General features: G+C 70.8%; 24 protein-coding genes. 14 read left to right on the top strand and 10 right to left on the bottom strand.

The genetic code is table 11. The annotated features are described in order from the left end of the window. The first annotated feature begins 44 nt into the window (after positions 1–44). Together ACWEF2_RS14585 and ACWEF2_RS14590 are read left to right on the top strand one after the other, a co-directional pair. Positions 45–392, top strand: a complete 348-nt coding sequence (locus ACWEF2_RS14585) for a DUF742 domain-containing protein (RefSeq protein ID WP_453815313.1) — start codon at positions 45–47, stop codon at positions 390–392. Further along, positions 373–948, top strand: a complete 576-nt coding sequence (locus ACWEF2_RS14590; RefSeq protein WP_355593618.1) for a GTP-binding protein — start codon at positions 373–375, stop codon at positions 946–948. Before ACWEF2_RS14585 ends, ACWEF2_RS14590 begins: the two co-directional genes overlap by 20 nt. Positions 949–1,029: 81 nt before the next feature. Here the strand turns inward: ACWEF2_RS14590 and ACWEF2_RS14595 are convergent, their stop codons facing one another. The 6 genes from ACWEF2_RS14595 to ACWEF2_RS14620 all read right to left on the bottom strand — a co-directional run bounded on the left by ACWEF2_RS14595 (position 1,030) and on the right by ACWEF2_RS14620 (position 6,446). Continuing rightward, a complete protein-coding gene (locus ACWEF2_RS14595; RefSeq protein ID WP_355593620.1) occupies positions 1,030–1,401 on the bottom strand; it encodes a DUF742 domain-containing protein in 372 nt (123 codons plus the stop codon). Continuing rightward, positions 1,398–1,787, bottom strand: a complete 390-nt coding sequence (locus ACWEF2_RS14600; protein ID WP_355593622.1) for a roadblock/LC7 domain-containing protein — start codon at positions 1,785–1,787, stop codon at positions 1,398–1,400. The genes ACWEF2_RS14595 and ACWEF2_RS14600 overlap by 4 nt, the downstream gene beginning before the upstream one ends. A 98-nt stretch (positions 1,788–1,885) precedes the next feature. After that, positions 1,886–4,057, bottom strand: a complete 2,172-nt coding sequence (locus ACWEF2_RS14605; RefSeq protein ID WP_453815316.1) for a sensor histidine kinase — start codon at positions 4,055–4,057, stop codon at positions 1,886–1,888. Between the two features lie 143 nt (positions 4,058–4,200). After that, on the bottom strand, positions 4,201–4,851 hold the full coding sequence (locus ACWEF2_RS14610; protein WP_453815318.1) for a DUF998 domain-containing protein: 651 nt from the start codon (positions 4,849–4,851) through the stop codon (positions 4,201–4,203). A gap of 599 nt (positions 4,852–5,450) precedes the next feature. Beyond that, positions 5,451–5,816 carry a hypothetical protein gene (locus tag ACWEF2_RS14615; RefSeq protein ID WP_453815319.1) on the bottom strand — a complete coding sequence of 122 codons (366 nt, stop codon included), beginning with the start codon at positions 5,814–5,816 and terminating at the stop codon, positions 5,451–5,453. Between the two features lie 18 nt (positions 5,817–5,834). After that, entirely contained in the window at positions 5,835–6,446 is a 612-nt protein-coding gene (locus tag ACWEF2_RS14620; protein WP_453815321.1) for a hypothetical protein, read from the bottom strand. A 326-nt stretch (positions 6,447–6,772) separates the two neighbouring features. On the opposite strand from ACWEF2_RS14620, the gene ACWEF2_RS14625 reads away from it, so the two are divergent. From ACWEF2_RS14625 to ACWEF2_RS14635, 3 genes are all read left to right on the top strand, one after another. Continuing rightward, positions 6,773–7,402 (top strand): TetR/AcrR family transcriptional regulator, encoded by a 630-nt coding sequence (locus ACWEF2_RS14625; RefSeq protein ID WP_453815323.1) that lies wholly within the window; start codon positions 6,773–6,775, stop codon positions 7,400–7,402. Between the two features lie 535 nt (positions 7,403–7,937). Further along, positions 7,938–8,591: an RNA polymerase sigma factor gene (locus ACWEF2_RS14630; RefSeq protein WP_453815325.1), complete on the top strand. Its 654-nt coding sequence runs from the start codon at positions 7,938–7,940 to the stop codon at positions 8,589–8,591. A gap of 41 nt (positions 8,592–8,632) precedes the next feature. Then, positions 8,633–8,872 (top strand): anti-sigma factor family protein, encoded by a 240-nt coding sequence (locus ACWEF2_RS14635; protein ID WP_453815326.1) that lies wholly within the window; start codon positions 8,633–8,635, stop codon positions 8,870–8,872. Here the strand turns inward: ACWEF2_RS14635 and ACWEF2_RS14640 are convergent. Continuing rightward, entirely contained in the window at positions 8,837–9,121 is a 285-nt protein-coding gene (locus ACWEF2_RS14640; protein WP_453815328.1) for an anti-sigma factor family protein, read from the bottom strand. The two genes, ACWEF2_RS14635 and ACWEF2_RS14640, sit on opposite strands and share 36 nt — an antisense overlap. A 192-nt stretch (positions 9,122–9,313) precedes the next feature. Here ACWEF2_RS14640 and egtA point away from each other — a divergent pair, with 192 nt between their 5' ends. From egtA to ACWEF2_RS14680, 8 genes are all read left to right on the top strand, one after another. After that, a complete protein-coding gene (egtA, locus tag ACWEF2_RS14645) occupies positions 9,314–10,552 on the top strand; it encodes an ergothioneine biosynthesis glutamate--cysteine ligase EgtA (protein ID WP_453815330.1) in 1,239 nt (412 codons plus the stop codon). Then, positions 10,549–11,889: an ergothioneine biosynthesis protein EgtB gene (gene egtB / locus ACWEF2_RS14650; RefSeq protein WP_453815332.1), complete on the top strand. Its 1,341-nt coding sequence runs from the start codon at positions 10,549–10,551 to the stop codon at positions 11,887–11,889. Before egtA ends, egtB begins: the two co-directional genes overlap by 4 nt. After that, positions 11,890–12,609 carry an ergothioneine biosynthesis protein EgtC gene (gene egtC, locus ACWEF2_RS14655; RefSeq protein WP_453815334.1) on the top strand — a complete coding sequence of 240 codons (720 nt, stop codon included), beginning with the start codon at positions 11,890–11,892 and terminating at the stop codon, positions 12,607–12,609. 109 nt (positions 12,610–12,718) lie between these two features. Further along, positions 12,719–13,699 (top strand): L-histidine N(alpha)-methyltransferase, encoded by a 981-nt coding sequence (egtD, locus tag ACWEF2_RS14660; RefSeq protein ID WP_453815336.1) that lies wholly within the window; start codon positions 12,719–12,721, stop codon positions 13,697–13,699. A gap of 202 nt (positions 13,700–13,901) precedes the next feature. Then, complete coding sequence (gene egtE, locus ACWEF2_RS14665) at positions 13,902–15,149, top strand: ergothioneine biosynthesis PLP-dependent enzyme EgtE (protein WP_453815338.1); 1,248 nt, start codon at positions 13,902–13,904, stop codon at positions 15,147–15,149. A 141-nt stretch (positions 15,150–15,290) separates the two neighbouring features. Continuing rightward, the gene (locus tag ACWEF2_RS14670; RefSeq protein WP_355593648.1) at positions 15,291–15,848 is read left to right on the top strand and encodes a helix-turn-helix domain-containing protein; all 558 of its coding nucleotides are present in this window, start codon (positions 15,291–15,293) and stop codon (positions 15,846–15,848) included. After that, positions 15,841–16,716, top strand: coding sequence for an SRPBCC family protein (locus ACWEF2_RS14675; protein ID WP_453815341.1), 876 nt, complete (start codon positions 15,841–15,843; stop codon positions 16,714–16,716). Before ACWEF2_RS14670 ends, ACWEF2_RS14675 begins: the two co-directional genes overlap by 8 nt. 212 nt (positions 16,717–16,928) lie before the next feature. After that, the gene (locus ACWEF2_RS14680) at positions 16,929–17,387 is read left to right on the top strand and encodes an HIT family protein (RefSeq protein WP_453815343.1); all 459 of its coding nucleotides are present in this window, start codon (positions 16,929–16,931) and stop codon (positions 17,385–17,387) included. Here ACWEF2_RS14680 and ACWEF2_RS14685 read toward each other — a convergent pair. Then, positions 17,362–18,408 (bottom strand): CapA family protein, encoded by a 1,047-nt coding sequence (locus tag ACWEF2_RS14685; protein ID WP_453815345.1) that lies wholly within the window; start codon positions 18,406–18,408, stop codon positions 17,362–17,364. The two genes, ACWEF2_RS14680 and ACWEF2_RS14685, sit on opposite strands and share 26 nt — an antisense overlap. A gap of 102 nt (positions 18,409–18,510) precedes the next feature. After that, positions 18,511–18,798, bottom strand: a complete 288-nt coding sequence (locus ACWEF2_RS14690; protein WP_453815347.1) for a hypothetical protein — start codon at positions 18,796–18,798, stop codon at positions 18,511–18,513. A gap of 160 nt (positions 18,799–18,958) precedes the next feature. On the opposite strand from ACWEF2_RS14690, the gene ACWEF2_RS14695 reads away from it, so the two are divergent. After that, entirely contained in the window at positions 18,959–19,765 is an 807-nt protein-coding gene (locus ACWEF2_RS14695; protein WP_453815599.1) for an SAM-dependent methyltransferase, read from the top strand. A 64-nt stretch (positions 19,766–19,829) separates the two neighbouring features. Here the strand turns inward: ACWEF2_RS14695 and cutA are convergent, their stop codons facing one another. Further along, positions 19,830–20,174 carry a divalent-cation tolerance protein CutA gene (gene cutA, locus ACWEF2_RS14700; RefSeq protein WP_453815349.1) on the bottom strand — a complete coding sequence of 115 codons (345 nt, stop codon included), beginning with the start codon at positions 20,172–20,174 and terminating at the stop codon, positions 19,830–19,832. Positions 20,175–20,198: the final 24 nt, after the last annotated feature.

A 20,198-nucleotide genomic window follows, 5' to 3' on the forward strand; every position in this document is an offset into this window, starting at 1 on the left:
GACCACGGGTCGCCCGGACCCCGGGCCTCTGGCAAGGGGACCGGATGACGCTGTGGATGGACGAGGAGGCCGGTCCCATAGTCCGGCCGTACGCGCTGATCGGAGGTCGTACCCGGTCCTCCGGCGACACACTGGACCTGATCGCGATGATCACCGCGACCGGAGTCGCCCCATCCAACGGATTCGTCCCAGGACCGGAGCAGGAACGCATCCTTTCCCTCGTCTCCGGGATCGCCTCGGTCGCCGACGTGGCGTCCGAGCTTGACCTGCCGCTCGGCGTGGTCCGCGTCCTTCTCGGCGACCTGCAGGACCACAAGCTCATCTCGATCGGGCACGCCTCGGCGAGTGAGCATCTTCTCAAGGAAGTGATCAATGGACTTCGGGCCCTCTGACGAACCCGTCGCGCTCAAGATTCTCATCGCGGGCGGCTTCGGGGTGGGCAAGACCACGTTCGTCGGTGCGATCAGTGAGATCCGTCCGCTCCGCACCGAGGAGGTGCTCTCCGACCGCGGCATCGGCATCGACGACGTGGAGGGCGTGGAGAGCAAGACCACCACCACGGTGGCGATGGACTTCGGTCGCATCACCATCCGGGACGGCCTGGTCGTATACCTGTTCGGCACCCCGGGACAGGAACGCTTCTGGTTCATGTGGGACGAACTGTCCTATGGCGCGCTGGGCGCCGTCGTACTCGCCGACACCCGCCGGCTGACGGACTGCTTCCCGTCGATCGACTACTTCGAGCAGCGCGGCACACCGTTCGTCGTGGCGGTCAACTGCTTCGACGGGGCCGACAGGTACGGGGAGGAGGAGATCCGGATCGCCCTGGACCTGGACCCGGATGTGCCCATACTGCTCTGTGACGTACGGCGTCGCGCATCGGCCAAGACGGTGCTGGTAACGCTGGTGGAGCACTCGTTGAGGGTGCTGACGGCCAGCCAGTCGTGAGCGGAGCCGGTAGCCCGCGCCCCACCCCGCGGAACTACCGCTCTGCCGCGACTCCCCCGTGCCCGAGGAGGTACGGGGCGTTCACAGCGCCCGCAAGCCGCTGATCACTTCTCGCAGCAGCCCCTCGGCGGGAGAGGTGTTCGCCGGAATCGGCGAGCGCACCAGGACCAGGCCCTGGTCGAGCAGGTCCCCCAGCAGGACCTTGATCACTCCGATCGGCAGCCCGACCTCGGCGGCGAGCTCCACGATCGGCCGGGTCCGCCGTGTCAGACCGAGCAGGCGCCGGTGCTCGGAACCCAGGTGGGAGCTGGTCGAGACCGTCGAGCCGGTCGCCACCACCATGGACAGCATGTCGAACGTGGCGGAGGACGTCGTGGTCCGCCCACCGGTCAGCGCGTAGGGGCGGACGACCGGTCCCGCCTCCTCGTCGACCCACTCGACCTCGTCACTCATGGGCCGGCCACCCGGGGCGCGGTGGCCAGGTGTTGGCCGACACGGGTCACCAACCGGGCCATCTCATAGGCGATCAGGCCGACGTCGGCGGCTCCGCTGCTCATGACCGACAGGCAGCTTCCCTGACCGGCCGAGGTGACGAAGAGGAAGGCGGAGTCCATCTCCACCATGGTCTGGCGTACGGCCCCGCCACCGAAGTGGAGGCTGGTTCCCTTCGCCAGGCTCTGAAACCCGGAGGCGACCGCCGACAGGTGGTCGGCGTCCTCCTTGCTGAGGCCCCTGGAGGAGGCCATCATCAGTCCGTCGTTGGACAGGATCAGCGCGTGCGAGACGTCCGCCACACTCGTGACGAAGTCATCTAGAAGCCAATGCAGCTCACCTGGCACGTGGTAAAACCCCTTCCCCTCTAATGGTCAAGCTCACTGTGGGGCGCGGCCGGCCGCGAATGCGGCGTCACGGCCCCGCTGGTGTCCGAGGACCCGGATCACGGCTCCGCGCCGCCGTCCTCGCTCTCCGCCCGGCCGCGCTGCCATCCGGATCGGAACGAGTTCAGCAGCGCCCGAGCCTCCTCCGGCGACCGCTCCTCGGCCCTGGGCGCCGGCTCCGGCGGCAGGCCGTCCTGCCGCAGGCCGGGCGAGAGGTTCACCTGGCGGACCCGGCGCGGCAGGCCGCCTCCGCGCCGCACCGGCGTCTTCCACAGGTCCGTGGGGGCCGACAGCGCGGACTCGGCGGGCTCCGGAAGCGCGGACTCCACCGCGCCGACCGGCTCCACCGGCTCGGGATCCCCGAGCAGGATCTCGGGGAGCAGCATGACCACCCCGGTCCCGCCGTACGGCGAGGGCCGCAGCGTCACGCTGATCCCGTAACGGGCGGCCAGCAGGCCGACCACGGCGAAGCCCAGCCGGTCGGTCTCGGCCGGGTCGAACTCCGGCGGGCTGGCCAGGCGCTCGTTGATCGCGGTGCGCTTCTCCGCGGTCATGCCCAGGCCCCTGTCCTCGATCTCGATCGCGAAGCCCCGGCCCACGAGCTCACCCCGGATCGACACCTCGCCTCCGGGCGGGGAGAAGACGGTGGCGTTCTCGATGATCTCGGCGAACAGGTGCATCATGTCCGCCACCGAGCTGCCGACCAGGGTGCTGCCGTCCATCGGGTAGACCCGCACCCGGGCGTACTCCTCCACCTGGGCGGCGGCACCGCGCAGCACGTCCTCCATCAGGACCGACGAGCGCCACTTGCGGCCCGCGGCCCCACCGGAGAGGATCACCAGGCCCTCGGCGTGACGGCGCATCCGGGTGGTGAGGTGGTCGAGCCGGAACAGGTTCTCCAGCGCGGCGGGATCCTCGGCCTGCTTCTGCATCGCGTCGAGCAGTTTGAGCTGGCGCTGGAGCAGGGACTGGCTCCGCCGGGCGAGGTTGCGGAAGGACTGGGCCACCCCCTCGCGGAGCTTGGCCTGCTCCACCGCGGACTGGACGGCGCTGCGCTGAACGCTGTCGAAGGCGGCGGCGACGTCGTGCACCTCGGCCGTGCTGCCCAGCGGTTCCAGCGGGGGCGCCTCGGCCGCCACGTCCACGCTCTCGCCCCTGCGCAGCTTCTCCATCACCCGTGGCAGCCGCACCTCGGCCACCTCCATGGCGGTCCGCCGTACCCCGGCGAGCTCGCGGGTGAGCCCGCTGCCCACGCGGTAGGAGATCAGCAGCGAGGCGACGACCGCCACGAGCCCGAGCACTCCGGCGACCCCGGCCTTGATGAAGGTCGCGGCGGCCGAGGGGGCCGCCCGGTCCGCCAGGGCGAGGCTGACCGCTATCAGCGCCCGCTGGTAGATGGCCTCCACGTCGTTGCCGGCGGCTCGCCACTCGGCGGAGGACACGGCCTCCCCCGTCTGGAGGTTCTCCTCCAGGGTGCCGAACCGGGTGTAGATCGTCGAGGTCATCATCCCGGCGAAGGGCTGGCGCAGCCTCGGCTCCAGCTCCGGCAGCGCCTGCTCCAGCAGGAAGGTCCGGTTGACGGCCAGCTGGGTGAAGAGCCGCAGCTCGCTCGGCGACAGCGCGCGGTCGGTCGCCAGTGCCCCCGCGGCGAGCGCCCGCTCACGGCTGATGAGGTCCTTGGCATAGTTGATCATGTTGAGGCTGCGCGACTGCTGGTAGAGCGGCAGGTCGTTGTTGAGGCTCATGCTGTTGAAGAGCCGGTTCAGCGCGTCGGGCACCAGGGAGAAGTCCCGGGAGAGGCCGACCGGCCCGATCCGGCCACTGTCGATCTTGGCTCGGAGCGCGTCGAGCGCGTTGACGCGGTTCATCACCTCGTTGAACCGGATCTTCATGTCCGCGGTCATCGCGGCCTGGGCCGCCTCGGTGCTCGTCTGCTCGCGGAACCGCTGGCGCGCCTGGTTGGTGACGGTGCGCTGCAGGGCGAGGGTGGCCTGGTCGGGACTCGACCGGGTGGCCACGTACTCGGCCGACAGGAGGTGCTCGCGCTGGAGGGCGTCGCTCAGCTCGTCACCCGGCTTGCCGATCGTGTCGTACAGGGTGTCGATGGTCAGCAGACGCATTGAGTCGCCGACCGTGACGGTGGCCGCGAACCCCCATAGGGCGATCAGCGAGATCAGGGGGATCGCCAGAAGGGCCGAGATCTTGAACCGGATGGGTTTGCTCGATGCCATGTCACCTCATCGGCTCGTTCTCGGAGCGCCGGAACGGAGACCTCCGGACGATCTCTAGATCGCCGATGAGGATAGCACTGACTGACCCTATTATTCTTATCCTATTTGTGACATGTCATGAAGTAGTAAAGCAAAGTGACAAGTCAGCCGAGAGCGGCACGTGAGGCGCGAGCGGTCTCCCGGTTCCATTCCAGCTGCGTCAGCCGTACGGCCAGCACCGCGACCAGGGCAACCTCGGCGCCCAGCAGCACCCACTGCACCAGGCCGATCAACACCTGGTCGCCGGGAAGCGCCACGTAGGTGACCGCCAGCAGCCCGAAACCACCGGCCAGCGCCAGCCACTCCACCGGCCTGGCCACCCCCCTCCACCGCTCGTCCTCGCCGAGCCGCGGCACCATCAGCGCACCGGCCACCGGCACGGCGAGGAAGGCCGCGACCGAGGCGTAGCGGTGCAGCTGGACGGTCAGGTCGGACAGCGCGCCGGGGACGGCGCCCGGCGCGACGGCCAGCACGATCAGCGCCCCGCTCCACACCAGCATGAGCCGCTCCGCCGCCGCCCCCATCGGCGTCCCGGCCGCGCGCAACCCGGCGACCAGCGCGAAGGACGCGACCCCCAGCGACGCCATGGCGAACTCGGTGATTCCGCCTCGCTCCATGGCCGCGTACTCGCCGATCGTCAGATCGAGCGGGTTCAGGTACGGGTCGGGGTCGAGCCGGCCGACGATCATGGCCACGACGGCCACCGCGATCCCGGCACAGGAGACCAGCGGATAGAGCCTCTTCAACGCGAGCATGGCCCAACACTGTCCGCCGGAGGCCCCCTCACACATCCGGCGGCACCCCTGACCCGTCCCTGATCCGCCCCTGAGACCCGGTCGCGGACCCCGCGGAGCGGGCACACCCCGGCCGCGCTGTGCACAGGCTGTGGACAACCCTGCCCTCCAGCCTGTGGAAAACCCGGTCCGCCTGCGGAAACCTCCCCGACAGGCTGTGGACAAAGTCCGCCCGAAAACCTCGCAGACCGCCTCGATCCCACATCGTTCACGGCGTGCTCCTTGAGGTAGGCGCGCGTGTTCCCCTTCGCAGAACCTCACCAAAAGCATAATTGCAACAAGTGCATATACGCGTCGAATGCACCATTGCCGTCCGCCCTGGGCGATGATCCGGGAGCGCGAGAATCGGAAGAGGCCGCGGCCGGGTCCGCCTCGGCGAGGCCCTCGGCATGATCGCGGCACACCGCGCCGTCGGCCTCGCGGCCCAGGGGCACGCCCGCCCTGGGCGGCCCGCAGGAAGCGCCCGGCCCTGGCGACGGCGACGGCCCGGCCGGCTGTCGCCCCCGGTTTCGGGGGCTCGTCTCACCGGACTCGGCCGCGCGTTCCGAGGAGACGGCCGGTCAGCCCACCGGGATGGCCAACTCGTACCTGTGCTCTTCCGCGGCGTGGAGGAACACGAACTCCAGTTTGATCTCCCGCGCGTGCGGGGCGAGCTCGGGTTGCGCGGAAACGACCCCCCGGGTGTGGGTGGCGTCCTCGCTGAGGCCCCGCGCTCCACCACCGTCGCCGTAAACGGTTCCGAGGTCGTCGGTGGCCTCGACCCAGAGAAACACGGTGTCGCCGCCCGGCCGATCTCCGGGCAGGGGCGGGGTGAGCGTGTAGTCCATCGAGAAGCAGTCCGGCTCCCGTCTCAGGGTGAGCACATTGAGGATGTGCCGTCCCCCCAGCACCGGAATGGTCCGGTTAACGGAAACCACCGCACTCAAAAGGGTCTCCCTTGAATGTCAGGAGCTGCCCGGCCTGGGCACCTTGCAGGTGATGTAACGGTCAGCCGCGCTACCCGGCCTGGAGCCCACGGCGTACCAATAGAAGGTGACGTTGTTTCCGGTCTGGATGGTGCCGCCACCGCCCCCGGTGAACTGGTAATTCCTCAGACTACCGTGGAAGTTGTAGCCGCTGCTCTGGGTGTGCGGGCGGTACGGGGGATTGATAGACCTGCCGTTCACATAGGAGAAGGGCATCGAGACCGTTGCGACCGGGCCGAGTGCCGCCTTGGCCTGTGTGGTGAACCAGAATCCCCATGCCAGGGTGCCGCCGGGGGCCCGCTGGAACTGCACGGCCGACACCGGGTGGTTCCAGGTGCCGGTGCACAGGCCGTTGGCGGGGGTGAGGGCGTGGACCTCGGCGGCGTGCATGGCTACGCGCTCGGCGATCTGCGCCTCGGTGGTGTCCGCGGTGACGGTGAGGAAACCGCCGGTGTTGGCCGTCTCATCGGTGATCGGCGGCGCCGCGACCGCCGCCGGGGCGGGGGTGGGGTCGGCGTGGGCCGTACCGCCCGTGACGGCGGCACACGTGGCCGCACCCGCGAGGAGGGCGAGGGCTCTCGGCTTCATCACGCCAGGGGCTCCATCCTATATGGGATTTAGATCTATTTGCCTAACGTAGATGCTTTCTTGGGAAGAGGCCGAAAAACAAGAACCGAGTCCGTATGGAATCCATATATGGACATGAAGCCTCGATTCGAGGCGGGCAGAACACGGCACGGGGAATCGAGGATCCCCGAACACTTCATCGGGTGGTCCCGGCGGAAGCCAGACGACCCCCGCGAAAAGGGCGCGGACCGGCCGGGCCGGCTTCGGCCAAGGCATTGCGCACGCAGGTTTGACCGCGTCAACACCACCGCTTAGCTACTGCGATCTACACAAAGGGCTTAAATCGAGTCATGGCTTCTGCGGACGGCCGGCAGAGTGAGGCGGTCATAGAATTCGCGGCGAGACTCTTCGCCGCGTTCGGTTACGACGGCACCTACCTTCAGGGGATAGCCGAGGCGACCGGGCACGACCTCGCGTGGATGCACGACACGTTCGGCGACAAACGCAACCTCTACCTCGCCGTCCTCGAACGCGCCGCCCAGGCCGAACGGGCCGTCGCGGAGGAAGCGCTCGCGGTGTTCCCCACCGACGACCCCGCCGAGATCGCCTCGGCCATGTACGCGCTCGTGGACCGCTACCTGGAGTTCTGCCTGGCGCATCCGCAGGTCCCCGCGCTGTGGGTGCACCGCTGGCTCGGCGACGCCGCCGACATCCCCGACGTGGAGGAGAAGTACGCGGCCCCGCTCATCGAACGCACCCGGGACGCGCTGCTCTCGGCGGCGCGGGCCGGCCTCATCGACAACCACGTCGATCTGGACCTGATGGTGCGGACCCTGATCTGGAGCATCTACGGCCTCCTGTACGGCGAGGCGGTCACCCAGCCGGAGGAGTCCCCCTCCGCCGACCCCGAGACCCTGCGCCGCTACCGGGCCCACCTTCACCAGCTGGTCGATCGCATGCTGAAACTCCCCGGCGCCTGACCGTTCCGCTCCGGGCACGGAACGGCGGGAAATCCCCGGGGCCCGGATCCACGACAGGACGCCGGGCAAAGTCCGTGTAACGAACGGGCACGGTCCGGGAACCGTACGAGGAGGAGGTGGCGGACGCCCACGCGCCCCGGCCGGGGGCCGGCCAGGGCGGACCCCGGGATGAGCCGGGGCGGAGAAGGTGTCATCGCAGGTCAGGGCGGGAACCTTCATCCCCGGAGAGGTCGCGCTGTGGGAGCGCTTCAACGGAGAGGACGCGCCACGATGACCGAGACGCCGCACGTGGCGCCGCGTCACCCCCCGGCTCGCAGACCCGGAGCCCCCGGCCCCGGAGCCCCGGCTGCCGGCCTCGGAGCCCCGACGGGGGCGATCTCACCCGTCAACGCCGAGACACCCCTGGGCCGCGGACGGCCGGTCGGCCGTCTCGACATGACGTGTGCCCCGCGCACCCGTCTCGGCGTGGCGCATGCCCCGCACAACCACCCCGGCCTGACGCATACCCCGCACAACCGACCGGGAGGAGGCGATATTGGAGTCCTTCACCGGCAATAGGCTGCCTCCGGACGAGGTCGTCGTCGCGGCCCTGCGCGCCGGAGACGAGACGATGTTCGCGGCACTGCTGGACACCTGGTCGCGGGGGATGCTCTGGCTGGCCCGTTCGCACGTGTCCACCAACGACTCGGCGGAGGAGGTCGTGCAGGACACCTGGCTGGCGGTGATCAGGGGTATCGACGGCTTCGAGGGGCGCTCGTCGGTCAAGACCTGGGTCTACCGGATCCTGGTCAACACCGCCAGGAAGCGCGGGGTGCGCGAGAACCGCACGGTCCCGTGGAGCAGCGCCTTCTCCCCGAAGGAGAAACCGGCCGTCGACCGCTCGTGTTTCCAGGGCGCGGACGACCCCTTTCCCGGACACTGGAAGAACATCCCCGCGGCCTGGCCGACCCCGGAGGGCGAGGTGCTCGCCGCGGAGGTGCGCGACCAGATCGCGGCGGCCCTGGCCGAGCTCCCGGCCAGGCAGCGGGCCGTGATCACACTCCGCGACGTCGAGGGGTGCACCTCCGAGGAGGTCTGCGAGATCCTGGACATCTCCGCGGCCAACCAGCGGGTCCTGCTACACCGCGCCCGCGTCGCGGTGCGCGGGCGACTGGAGGAGTATTTCGAGACGGCGAGGCGGTCGGCGTAGTGAAATCGGTTCAGTTTCGAGACGGTAAGGCGGTCCACGTCGTGAAGCGGTTCAGCTGCGACCAGTGTGGGACACTCGTCACCGCCTACATGGAGAACGAGCTCGACGAGCCCACCCGGTACCTGTTCGAGGAGCACCTGGCCGACTGTGAGGGGTGCGAGCGCTATCTCGCCCAGTTCCGCGTCACCGTCGACACCCTGGGCGGGCTGCGTCCCGAGCCCCTGCCCGGCGGGATGCGCGACCGGCTACTGTCGGCCTTCCGGGACCTGCGGGGCTCCTGAGCCGGGAAAGATCCCGCACAACCTGCTGAGCAGCCCCTGGGGAACCTCCCCCGTACGGAGACAGCCGAGAATCCCGATCGTCACCCGGATCTGCTCCAGGTAGGCGAGACAGTCGGCGCACCCGGTCAGATGGGCCTCAAGACGCCGCCGCCGCCCGGCGGGCAGCGCCCCGTCAAGATAGTCGGTGACCAACCCCAGAACCTCACGGCAGCCGGCCGAGCGCCCGAACCTGGACCCCCCTCGCGTCATTCCCGCTCCCGCTCCATGTGGAGTAGTACCGCACACGGATCAATCCGTTACACCGCACCCTCTGTTCCGCCACACCGCCCCCGCCGTTCCGCCACACCGCGGCCCCCGCCGTTCCCTCGTCCGGTCCCCGCTGTAACGCCTGCCCGCCTCGCGGATCTATAGATCCGTACACGTCGGGCGGAAGGGGAGACGATGACCGGTCCTGCGGCCGAGGACACACCGATCCGGGACGCCTCGGATGTGAGGGCCTTCGCGCGGAGCTGCTTCAGAGGCGCCACCGGGGACCAGGTGGGTGTCGAGCTGGAGTTCCTGGTCTTCGACCGTACGGCCCCCGCCGGCCAGGTCCCGCTGGCCAGGATCGCCGACGTCCTGCCACCGCTGCCGGGCGGGAGCCGGGTGACCTTCGAGCCGGGGGGCCAGCTGGAACTCTCCGGTCCGGCGGGACCGCTACCGGAGGCGATCGCCCGCCTCTCCGCCGATGTTCGCCTGACCCGCGAGGCGCTGCGGCGGGCGGGGCTGGTCCTGGGCGCGGTGGGCCTCGACCCGATCCGGCCGGCCCGGCGCCAGCTGCGCCTGCCCCGGTACGAGGCGATGGCGGAGTTCTTCGGCACGCCGTACGGATCGCTGATGATGTGCTCGACGGCGTCGGTCCAGGTCAACCTGGACCTGGGCGAGAACCCCTCGGTGCGCTGGAACCGCGCGCACCTCCTGGGCCCCGTCCTGGTGGCGGCCTTCGCGAACTCCCCGCTCCACGAGAGCCTGCCGTGCGGATGGATGTCGGGCCGCCAGGCGGTGTGGGAGCATCTCGACCGCACCCGGACGACTCCCGTCACGCTCCCCGGCGAGCGGGGCGGCGATCCGGCCGACGCCTGGACGGAGTATCTCCTCGACGCCCGGCTCATGCTGGTCCGCGAGAGCAGGGAGCACTACCGCCCGATCCGCGACGGCTCGACCTTCCGCGACTGGCTGGCCGCGCCCGAGCACCCGCCGACCCTGGCCGACCTCGCCTACCACGCGACGACGGTCTTCCCCCCGGTACGGCCCCGCGGCTGGCTGGAGATCCGCTACCTCGACGCCCAGCACCCGGCGCGCTGGCCGGTGTGCGTGGCGGTGACCCACGCCCTGCTGATGGACGACCGCGCGGCGGACACCGCGCTGGCCGCGGCCGAGCCGTACGCGGGGATGTGGCCGGAGGCGGCGCGCTGCGGCCTCACGGAGCCGCAGCTGAGGAGGGCCGCCGACACCTGCTTCCAGGCCGCCCTGGCCGCGCTGCCCCGCCTGGGCGCGTCCGCGGACCTGATCGGCGAGGTGGCCGCGTTCGCCGACCGCCACGTGACGACCGGCCGATCCCCGGCCGTGGACCTGCTGGATCCGGCAAGAGGATCGGGACGGCCCCGGCCAGCCTGGTTGACGGAGGAGGAACCGGCGTGAACGACTTCAAGGAACGGATCGCCGGCGAGCTGATCGCGGTGCGCGACCGATCACTGGCCTACACCGACATCGAGGACGACCTGCTGGTCGGCCAGCACTCACCGCTGATGTCACCGCTGGTGTGGGATCTGGCGCACGTGGGCAACTACGAGGAGCTGTGGGTGCTCAGGGAGGCCGCCGGGATCACCCCGCTCCGCCCCGAGATCGACGACCTGTACGACGCGTTCAAGCACCCGCGCAAGGACCGCCCGAACCTGCCCATCCTGGGACCGGCGGAGACCCGCCGCTACATCGACGGCGTCCGCGGCCGGGTGCTGGACGTCCTGGACGCCCTCGACCCGCGCGACCCGGCCCCGCTGCACCGGGACGCCTTCGTCTTCGGCCTGGTGATCCAGCACGAGCACCAGCACGACGAGACGATGCTCGCCACCCTGCAGCTGTCGAGGAGGCCGGGCCTGGTCCGCGACGGCGACCTGCCGCCCGGCCGTCCCGCCGGGCCCGAGGAGGTGTTCGTCCCCGCGGGCGCGTTCCTGATGGGGACCGGCACCCAGCCGTGGGCCTACGACAACGAGCGGCCCGCCCACCGCGTGGACCTGCCCGCCTACTGGATCGACAGGCTCCCCGTCGGCAACCGCGCCTACGCCGACTTCATCGAGGACGGCGGCTACGAGGACCCGCGCTGGTGGACCCCGGAGGGCCTGCGGTGGCGGCAGGAGAACCACGTCTTCGCCCCGCTCTTCTGGACCAGGGACGGCGGCGTCTGGTGGCGGGCCCGCTTCGGCCGGCACGAGCCCGTGCCCATGGAGGAACCCGTCCAGCACGTGTGCTGGTACGAGGCCGACGCCTACGCCCGCTGGGCCGGGAAGAGGCTGCCCACCGAGGCCGAATGGGAGAAGGCCTGCGGCTGGGACCCCTCGGCCGGGCGGACCAGGAAGTATCCGTGGGGAGACGACGACCCGGCACCGGACCGGGCGAACCTCGGACACCGGGCGGCCAGGCCCGCGCCGCTCGGCGCCTTCCCCGCCGGGGCCGGCCCCTACGGCACCGAACAGATGATCGGGGAGGTGTGGGAGTGGACCGCCTCGCGGTTCCTGCCCTACCCCGGCTTCCGCAGCTTCCCCTACCGCGAGTACAGCGAGGTCTTCTTCGGCCAGGACTACCGGGTGCTGCGCGGCGGATCCTGGGCGACCGACCCGGCCGTGGTCCGCACGACGTTCCGGAACTGGGACCACCCGATCCGGCGGCAGATCTTCTCCGGCTTCCGCTGCGCCCGCCCGGCCTCCCCCGAACAAGGAGGGCGTCCACCGGAGCACGGGTACTCACCGGAGCGCGGATAGATGTGCCGCCACGCCGCCTGGCTGGGCGTCCCCCGCGCCCTCGCCTCGCTGATCCACGAACCCGGCCACGGCCTGCTGCGGCAGTCCTACGTCCCGCGCCTGCAACGCCACGGCGTGGTCAACGCCGACGGCTTCGGCGCCGGCTGGTACGACCCGGCCCGCGCCGAACCCGTCCGCTACCGCCGGACGGTGCCCGTCTGGGCGGACGCCAACCTGCCGGCCCTCGCCCAGACCGCCCGCTCGGGCTGCCTGCTGGCCGCCGTACGGTCCGCCAGCGCCGGCATGCCGATCGAGGAGACCGCGACCGCGCCCTTCACCGACGGGCCGTGGCTGCTCAGCCATAACGGCCGCATCGCGCGGCAGGCCGTCCGGGAACTCGCCGACCCCGGCGACGTGGAGAGCACCTGCGACTCCGCGTGGGTCGCCGCCGCGGTGTTCGCACGGCTCCGCGCCGCCCGCCCGCTCGGCGACGCGCTGGCCGAGGTGGTCACGCACGCCGGGACGAAGGATCCCGAAGGCCGGCTGAACCTGCTCGCCTGTGACGGCGCCTCGCTCGCCGCGACCGTCTGGGGGGAGACGCTCTTCCTCAACCTCGACAACCCCGACGACGGCGTGCTCGTGGCGAGCGAACCACTGGACGACCGGCCCGGCTGGCAGGCCGTACCGGATCGGAGCCTGGTCCTCGCCTCACCCGGTGGTGTGCGCGTCCAGCCGTTGTGACGCGGCCCCGCCGGACCCCGTGACCCCGCTGCCGCCCACAGCCCCGCCGTCACCCTTACACCCCGTCGTCGCCCACACCCCTGTCACCTGTAGCCCTGAAGGAGATCCCATGCCCGTCAGCCAGTCGGCCGTCCGGCTGACCAACCATCTCGGCCACGACTACCTGCGCCAGGCGCTCGAACACGACGTCCGCTGCGGACTGGCGTCGACACCCCGGTGGCTGCCGCCCAAGTGGTTCTACGACGCGGTGGGCAGTGACCTGTTCTCACAGATCACGCGGCTGCCCGAGTACTATCCCACCCGCCGCGAGCTGGCCATCCTGCGCCGGCAGGCCGCCGACATCGCCGGGCGCAGCGGCGCGGACACGCTGGTCGAGCTCGGTTCGGGGACCAGCGAGAAGACCGTCCTGCTGCTCGACGCCCTCGCCTCGGCCGGGACACTGCGCGCCTACACGCCGGTGGACGTCGACGCGATCACCCTCGGTGACGCCGCGCGGCGGCTCACCGCGCGCTACCCCGGCCTGGCCGTACACGCGGTCTGCGCCGACTTCGAACGCCACCTGGCGCTGCTCCCCCGCCAGGGGCGGCGCATGGTCGCCTTCCTCGGCGGCACCGTCGGCAACCTCGACCCGGCGGCGCGCGAGGTGTTCCTGAAGGAACTGCGCGCCACCCTCCTCCCCGGCGACTCCCTCCTGCTCGGAGCCGACCTGGTCAAGGACACCGGACGGCTGATCGCCGCCTACGACGACGCGGCCGGGGTGACCGCGGCCTTCAACCGGAACGTCCTGCACGTGATCAACCGGGAGCTGGACGCCGACTTCGAACCGGACGCCTTCGAGCACGTCGCGCTCTACGACGTACGGCGGGACTGGATCGAGATGCGGCTGCGCGCGACCCGCGCCATGGAGGTGCGGATCGGCGCCCTCGACCTGTCGGCGTCCTTCGCCGCCGGTGAGGAGATGCGCACCGAGATCAGCGCCAAGTTCCGCCCGGAGGGACTCCGGAGGGAACTCGTCGCGGCCGGTTTCACCCCGGGCCGCCACTACACCGACCCGACCGGTGACTTCAGCCTCGTCCTGGTCCACACATAGGCTCGGAGAGCCCTGCAACGCCTCCAGGACCGCCGAGAGGGCGACCCCGCGAGGGATTTTCCTATGACCGCCGAGAGCCCGTCCGGGCCGTGTCAGACGCCCCGGGAGCCCCTGTGCCACACCCGACCGTGGAGAGCTCCTCCACCAGGTCCCCGATGATCGCGACGATCCTCGTTCCGCACCCGACCGTGGAGAGCCCCAGATGACCTTCGAGAGTTTCTCCCTCCCCCGCACGGCCCCAGGGAGTTCACCGGGACCACATGCCGTCGCCGAGAGCTGGCGGGCGGCCCGCCCCTCCACGGCCCCGGGCCACCTGGACGCCGCCGGATGCAACGTGCCCAGCGACCGGGTGTTCGACGCCGTCGTCCGGCACCTCCGGCGCGAACGCCAGGTGGGCGGCTACCCGGCGGTCCCGGACTTCCACCCGCCCAAGGCCGTACTGGCCTCGCTGGTCGGCGCCGAGGCGGGCGACGTCGCCTTCCTGGAGAGCGGGACCGCGGCGATGGCGGCGCTGCTCGGCGGCTGGCGACTGCCGGAGGGCAGCCGCGTCGCCGTCACGCGCACCGAGTTCGGCAGCACGCTCATGCTGCTGCGTCGTCTGGCGCGGCTGTACGGCTGGCGGCTCGTCGAACTGCCCGTGGACGACGACTCCCGGCTCGACCTGGACGGCCTGCGCTCCCTGCTCGCCACCGGGCTGGACCTGGTCACCCTCCCGCACATCCCCTCCCAGCGAGGCGTGGTACAGCCCGCCGCCGAGGTCGGGCGGCTCTGCCGTGACGCCGGGGTGCCACTGATCCTCGACGTCTGCCAGTCCCTCGGGCACGTGGACACCGGCGGCGTCGGCGCCACCGCCTACGTCGGGACCTCACGCAAATGGCTCGCCGGGCCACGCGGGGTCGGTTTCCTGATCGTGCCCGGCCTCACCGGGACCGGGGACGAGGACGGGCGTGCCCGCGGAGAGGGAGGCGGCCGAGGCGACATGGACGCCGCCGTCCCCGCGATCAGCGGGCACACCTGGGTGGACGGGGAGGCGTCACCGTCGGCGGGGGCGGCCCGCTACGAGACCCACGAGGGGCCGATCGCCGCGCGGGTCGGATTCTGCGTCGCCGTACTGGAGCACCAGGCGCTCGGCCCCGCCGCGGTCCACGCCCGCCTGGCGGAGCTCGGCGTCACGGCGCGCCGTCTCCTCGACGGGGTCGGCGGCTGGCGGGCGGTCGAGCCGCTGGACGAGCCGTCGGCCATCGTGACCCTCAGACCGCCGCCCGGATCGGACCCCGGGGCGGCCGTCGAGAAGGCCGGGGCGCGAGCCGTGGAGGCCTCTCTGACCGTCGGCGTCGTACCGGTCGCACGGGCGCCCGAGGACCTGCCCACGCCGGTCCTGCGGGTCTCCCCGCCCCCCGGAGCCTCCCAGGAGGACCTGCGGACCCTGGCCCGCGTCCTCGACCACTGACCCGCCCCCTCCTCCCCGGTCCCGGCCGCCCTCCCGGTTCCGGCCGCGCCTCCCCGTGACTTCTCAAGATCGTCAAGCTCTCGGAGAAGGCCGGCGGACCCATTGACAAAATTAATCTGTACGTACAAAATCAATTTCGCGATGAGAGACGTCCTGTACCTGGAGCAGATCGAGCAGGCGGAAGCCCTGCTCAAGCCGCAGCGCATCGAAGTGCTGCGGCAACTCGCCGAGCCGCACTCGTGCACCGAGGTGGCGGCCCGGCTCGGCCAGACCCCGCAGCGGGTCTACTACCACGTGAAACGTCTGGTGGACGCCGGCCTGGTGACCCAGGTGTCGGAGCGCCGGGTGCGCGGCATCCACGAGGGCGTCTACCAGGCGAGTGCCCGTTCTTACTGGCTCTCGCCCCGCCTGGTCGGCCGGATCGGCCTGCGCAAGGCGCAGGACGAGCTGAGCCTCGGCTACCTGCTCGACCTCATGGAGGAGGTCCAGGCCGACGTCGCCGCGCTCGACCGGGCCGCGCCCGAGCTGCCGTCGGTCGGCGTGTCCGGCGAGATCCGGGTGCGGCCGGAGCAGCGCCAGGAGTTCCTGGACGACCTCCAGACCTTGCTGCAAGACCTCTTCACCCGCTACGGCGGCGCCGAAGGCGACGCCTTCAAGCTCGCCGTGGCCTGTTACCCCAAGGGAGAACCCCGTGAGTGAACCGATGAAGCTCCGAGCGCGCGTGGCCGCGTCGATCAAGGAGGTCCGTCACGCCCTGACCGACGCCGAGGCGCTGCGCACCTGGCTGGCCGAGCACGCCGAGGTCGACCTGCCGCACCGGTATGAGTTCTGGGGCCGCTACACCCCAGAGGGGGACGCGCCCCACCAGCGACTGCTGCACATCGACGATCACACGCTCCGTCTCTCCTGGCTGCTGGACGGCGAGGACACCACGGTCGAGATCCACCTGGAGGCGGAGAGCGCCGACACGACCATCCTGACGCTCTCCCAGACCCACTTCGACTTCCAGGATGTGATCACCGGCAACAGCATCCGGGGCGTGCTCCAGACGTTCTGGTCGCTGTCGATCGCGAACCTGGTCGACCACCTTGAGGGCCGCGGGCTCACCCCCAAAAACGACTTCACCTCCTCGCACCGGCGGGAAGAGATCGTCATCGACGCCTCCCGCGAGGAGGTGTACGACTCGCTCACCAACTCGGAGAAGGCCGGCCAGTGGTTCGGCTACCCCATCGGGATCGAGCCGTACGTCGGCGGGCGCTTCGCCATGGGCGGCTTCGACGCGGGCCCCGCAGCGAAGATCATCGACCTGGACCCCGGCCACACCATGTCCATCGACTGGGACGAAACCGGCGTCAGCACCTGGGAGCTGGAAGACTCCGACGGCAAGACGCGGCTCACCTTCGTGCAGAGCGGCTTCGACACCCGGCGTCCGCCCCACGCCGCCTGGATGGGCTGGCTCAGCGGCATCGCCGAGCTGCGCCGCTTCCACGAGCTGAGCGACTGGTGCCCGATATGGCTGGAATACGAGATCCCGGGCCTGCCCGAGGGAGTCCCGGCAGCCGACTGACCGACCACATGGATCGGGCACGCCGCAGGCGGGTGGAGCACCCCGTCAAGACCGTCCGAGCTTACGGACCATCCGGCCCCCACCCGCCCGCGCTTCGTTCGTCCTCAAACGCCCCCGGTCGGGCCCGACCGGGTGGAGCAAGAAGCCGTGAAGCAGGGCTCTTACCGGCCTTCCGCCCGATACGGTGCGCCGACCTCATAGCATCGGACGGCATGACGGCCTTTTCAGGTTGCTATACCTGCGACCAGGAGGCGCAGTTCGACGCGCTGCCGCCTCGGGAGAGGATCGCGGCCGACGATCACTGGCGGACGGCTCACGCGATCAACACGGCACTGCCGGGATGGCTGGTGCTCGTCCCCCGCCGACATGTCACGACCATCGCGTCCCTGACCGACGCCGAGGCGGCCGCGCTTGGTCTCTGGCAGGTCCGGCTGTCACGGGCACTCCAGGAGACGACCGGCTGTGTGAAGACGTACGTGGCGCAGTTCAGTGAACATGAGGGCTTCAGTCACGTGCACTTCCACATCGTGCCGCGCATGCGCGACCTCCCGGACGACCTGCGGGGCCCCAATGTGTTCGGGCTCCTGGGACGCACCGGCGCCGACCACGTCCACGCCGACCAGATGGACGAAACAGCCACCAGGCTCAGCCAACTCCTCCACCGGCCCTAGGACCTGGTTGACCGCTCACCCCACGGTCCTGGACAGAGCCGGAGCCCGGTTCCGCGCCGACCTCCACCACGAGCTCACGCCCGTCCTCGCTCACGGAGGTGCCCATGCGCGCGCAGGCGAGGGTGAGGCGGTCACGGACCCAGCACCAATCCGCCCCCTCGGCGAGCCGGGTACGGCCGTAGTCCAGCTTGAGCGGCAGGGCCCGCAGCCGTACGGGGCCGTGTCGGTCGAGGGTGACCAGCCAGAGCAGCCCGAGGTCGTTGCGGAGCAACGGATGCACGGCGTAGTCGTCGATGAAGTCGCCGAGATCGTAGAGGACCCTCCCGGCGACACCGTGGAAGACATGGGCGGAGTGCCCAGCCACGAGTGTGGCTCCGGCCTCGACGAGTGCGCCGGCCGCGGCGCGCACGTACGGCAGTGGCTCGCCGACCATGTTGGGGCCCCAGTGCGGGGTGACCAGCACCGCATCGACCCGGGTCCGCAGCTCTCCGATGGCGGCCGGCAGCCAGGGCGGGACGCCGTCGGTCAGGGCCGCGTGGGCGATGCCCGGCCGGTGCGGGGCTGCGGCGAAGTCTCGCGGATGGTCGCCGCAGGCGACGATCCCCAGCCGCAGGCCACCGACCGTGACCTCGACCGGCCGTCGCGCCTCGGCCAGGCCGTCCCCCGCGCCCACACACCGGATCCCCACGCGGTCGAGGTGCCTTCGGGTGTCCCGCAGGGCGTCGTAACCGAAGTCCAGGGCGTGATTGTTGGCGAGGGTGACGCAGCCGACCCCCAGACCGGCCAGCAACTCGGCGGCCGGCGGCGGAGCCCGGAAGTGGAACGGCTTACCCGGCGCGTCCCAGCGCACGCCGCGCGCGGAGACGCAGCACTCCAGATTGAGCAGGAAGAAGTCCGCCCCGGTCAGGCGGTCGCGCATCTCGCCGGAGAAGAAGTCGTTCAGGTCCGCGGAGCGGCTGACGCGCTCGGCCACGCCACGACCGAGCATCGTGTCACCGGCCAGGGCCACGGTGATGGACATCGAACTCACCCCTGTTCCCAGCCAACCACCGCGTCCGAGCCCCGGGCAGGGACCAAAGCCCGTACGGAGGGAGGACCTTCAGCCCTGCCTTGGCGGCGAGCTTCAGTCCGGCCGGACAGGGCTCCGCGGCGCCCGGTGACACTCGACGCTTACGGAGCGACCGCCGGCGAAGCCGAGACGCACACCGTCGCAGTACGCGAACGGCGTCCCCCAGGAGCCGTGCGGAGCATCCGGAAAGCACGGCCACCAACGCCAGTTCGATCGCCCCCCATGCCCGGCCAGGAGCGCCGAGCCGCCCTCCGCGACGTCGCCGATCGTGTCCGCCCAGATCGCGCGGTGGGTCTCGGCCACGGTCGCCGTGGCACGCCCCTCCCGGATGATCGCGGCCACGTGTCGCACCCTTCTTGGTCAGACTGTGTCGGCGCACGTTCAGCCGGCGCACGTGGCGTCCTCCTTCACTCCGTCCGGGTCTATGGATCTTGGTGGAGGTGAGGACTACGCTTGTCGCATCGCCCGCGCACCCCGGAACAGACCGGAGAAGTGACTCTTGATCGATGATCCCGATCGGCGACCACCCACCTCGATCAACACCGGCGTCTCGCACTCGGCCCGCGTCTGGAACCACCTGCTGGGCGGCAAGGACAACTACGCCGCGGACCGCGAGGCCGGCGACCTGATTCTGCGGATGTTCCCGGGCATCGCCCACATCGCCCGCCTGCAGCGGCGCTTCCTCGCCCGAGCGGTCCAGTACCTGACCGGCGAGGTCGGCATCCGCCAGTTCCTGGACGTCGGCACCGGTCTGCCGACCGCCGACAACACCCACCAGGTCGCCCAGCGCCTGGCCCCGGAATCGCGGATCGTCTACGTCGACAACGACCCTCTGGTGCTGGTGCACGCCCAGGCCCTGCTCACCAGCACACCCGAGGGAGCCACCGACTACGTCGAAGCCGACGTGCGCGACCCCGACAGGATCCTCCGTGAGGCGGCCAGGACGCTGGACCTCACCCAGCCCGTCGCGCTCGTCATGCTGGGAATCGTGGGGCAGATCCCCGACTCCGAGGACCCGTCCTCGATGGTGAGCCGGTTCCTGGACGCCCTGCCGTCCGGCAGCCACCTGGCGCTCAGCGACGGCACCAACACCAACGAGGCGTTGAACGCGGCCCTCCGGGTCTACAACGACAACTCGGCCAGTTCCTACCATCTCCGCGCCCCCGAGCAGATCGCCGGCTTCTTCAACGGCCTGGAGCTGGTGGAACCCGGCGTGGTCACCACCTCCAGGTGGCGGCCGGATGTCGCGGACATCGGGAACGGTCCCGAGGAGGTCGACGCGATCTGCGGCATCGGCCGCAAGCCCTGACGTCTCTCCCACCGCCCTCGCCGGGGAAACCCGCCGCCGCCGACGGTCGTCTGCGGCGGCGGCGCTACGCGCCGGGCCGCGATGCCGTCTCCTGCCTGATCCAGTCCAGGTAGTCGGCGGTGCCGACCGCCAGCGCGACCGCGACGATCTGCGGCACCTCGTAGGAGTGCAGCTCCCGCACCCGCCAGGCGAGATCCTCGAACCGCTCGACAGTGGTCTTCATCAGCAGCAGCCACTCCTGGGAGCGCCGCACCTCACCCGCCCACCAGTAGGTGGACTCGATCGGGGCGACGACCTGACAGTCGGCGGCGAGGCGCTGTGCCACCACCGCCGAGCGGATCCGGTCCGCCTCCTCACGGTCGGCGGCGGTGACACGAACCTCAAGGCAGTCCGAAGCGTCCTGGAGCATGCCACCACAGTGCCGGATCGCTCC

It is taken from the genome of Streptosporangium sp. NPDC004631 (assembly GCF_053601935.1).

Coding starts and splice junctions, on each gene's coding strand:
- ACWEF2_RS14585 (WP_453815313.1), top strand. CDS start 45: ATGACGCTGTGGATGGACGAGGAGGCCGGTCCCATAGTCCGGCCGTAC.
- ACWEF2_RS14590 (WP_355593618.1), top strand. CDS start 373: ATGGACTTCGGGCCCTCTGACGAACCCGTCGCGCTCAAGATTCTCATC.
- ACWEF2_RS14595 (WP_355593620.1), bottom strand. CDS start 1,401: ATGAGTGACGAGGTCGAGTGGGTCGACGAGGAGGCGGGACCGGTCGTC.
- ACWEF2_RS14605 (WP_453815316.1), bottom strand. CDS start 4,057: ATGGCATCGAGCAAACCCATCCGGTTCAAGATCTCGGCCCTTCTGGCG.
- ACWEF2_RS14610 (WP_453815318.1), bottom strand. CDS start 4,851: ATGCTCGCGTTGAAGAGGCTCTATCCGCTGGTCTCCTGTGCCGGGATC.
- ACWEF2_RS14625 (WP_453815323.1), top strand. CDS start 6,773: ATGGCTTCTGCGGACGGCCGGCAGAGTGAGGCGGTCATAGAATTCGCG.
- ACWEF2_RS14640 (WP_453815328.1), bottom strand. CDS start 9,121: ATGACGCGAGGGGGGTCCAGGTTCGGGCGCTCGGCCGGCTGCCGTGAG.
- egtA (WP_453815330.1), top strand. CDS start 9,314: ATGACCGGTCCTGCGGCCGAGGACACACCGATCCGGGACGCCTCGGAT.
- egtC (WP_453815334.1), top strand. CDS start 11,890: ATGTGCCGCCACGCCGCCTGGCTGGGCGTCCCCCGCGCCCTCGCCTCG.
- egtD (WP_453815336.1), top strand. CDS start 12,719: ATGCCCGTCAGCCAGTCGGCCGTCCGGCTGACCAACCATCTCGGCCAC.
- egtE (WP_453815338.1), top strand. CDS start 13,902: ATGACCTTCGAGAGTTTCTCCCTCCCCCGCACGGCCCCAGGGAGTTCA.
- ACWEF2_RS14670 (WP_355593648.1), top strand. CDS start 15,291: ATGAGAGACGTCCTGTACCTGGAGCAGATCGAGCAGGCGGAAGCCCTG.
- ACWEF2_RS14680 (WP_453815343.1), top strand. CDS start 16,929: ATGACGGCCTTTTCAGGTTGCTATACCTGCGACCAGGAGGCGCAGTTC.
- ACWEF2_RS14685 (WP_453815345.1), bottom strand. CDS start 18,408: ATGTCCATCACCGTGGCCCTGGCCGGTGACACGATGCTCGGTCGTGGC.
- cutA (WP_453815349.1), bottom strand. CDS start 20,174: ATGCTCCAGGACGCTTCGGACTGCCTTGAGGTTCGTGTCACCGCCGCC.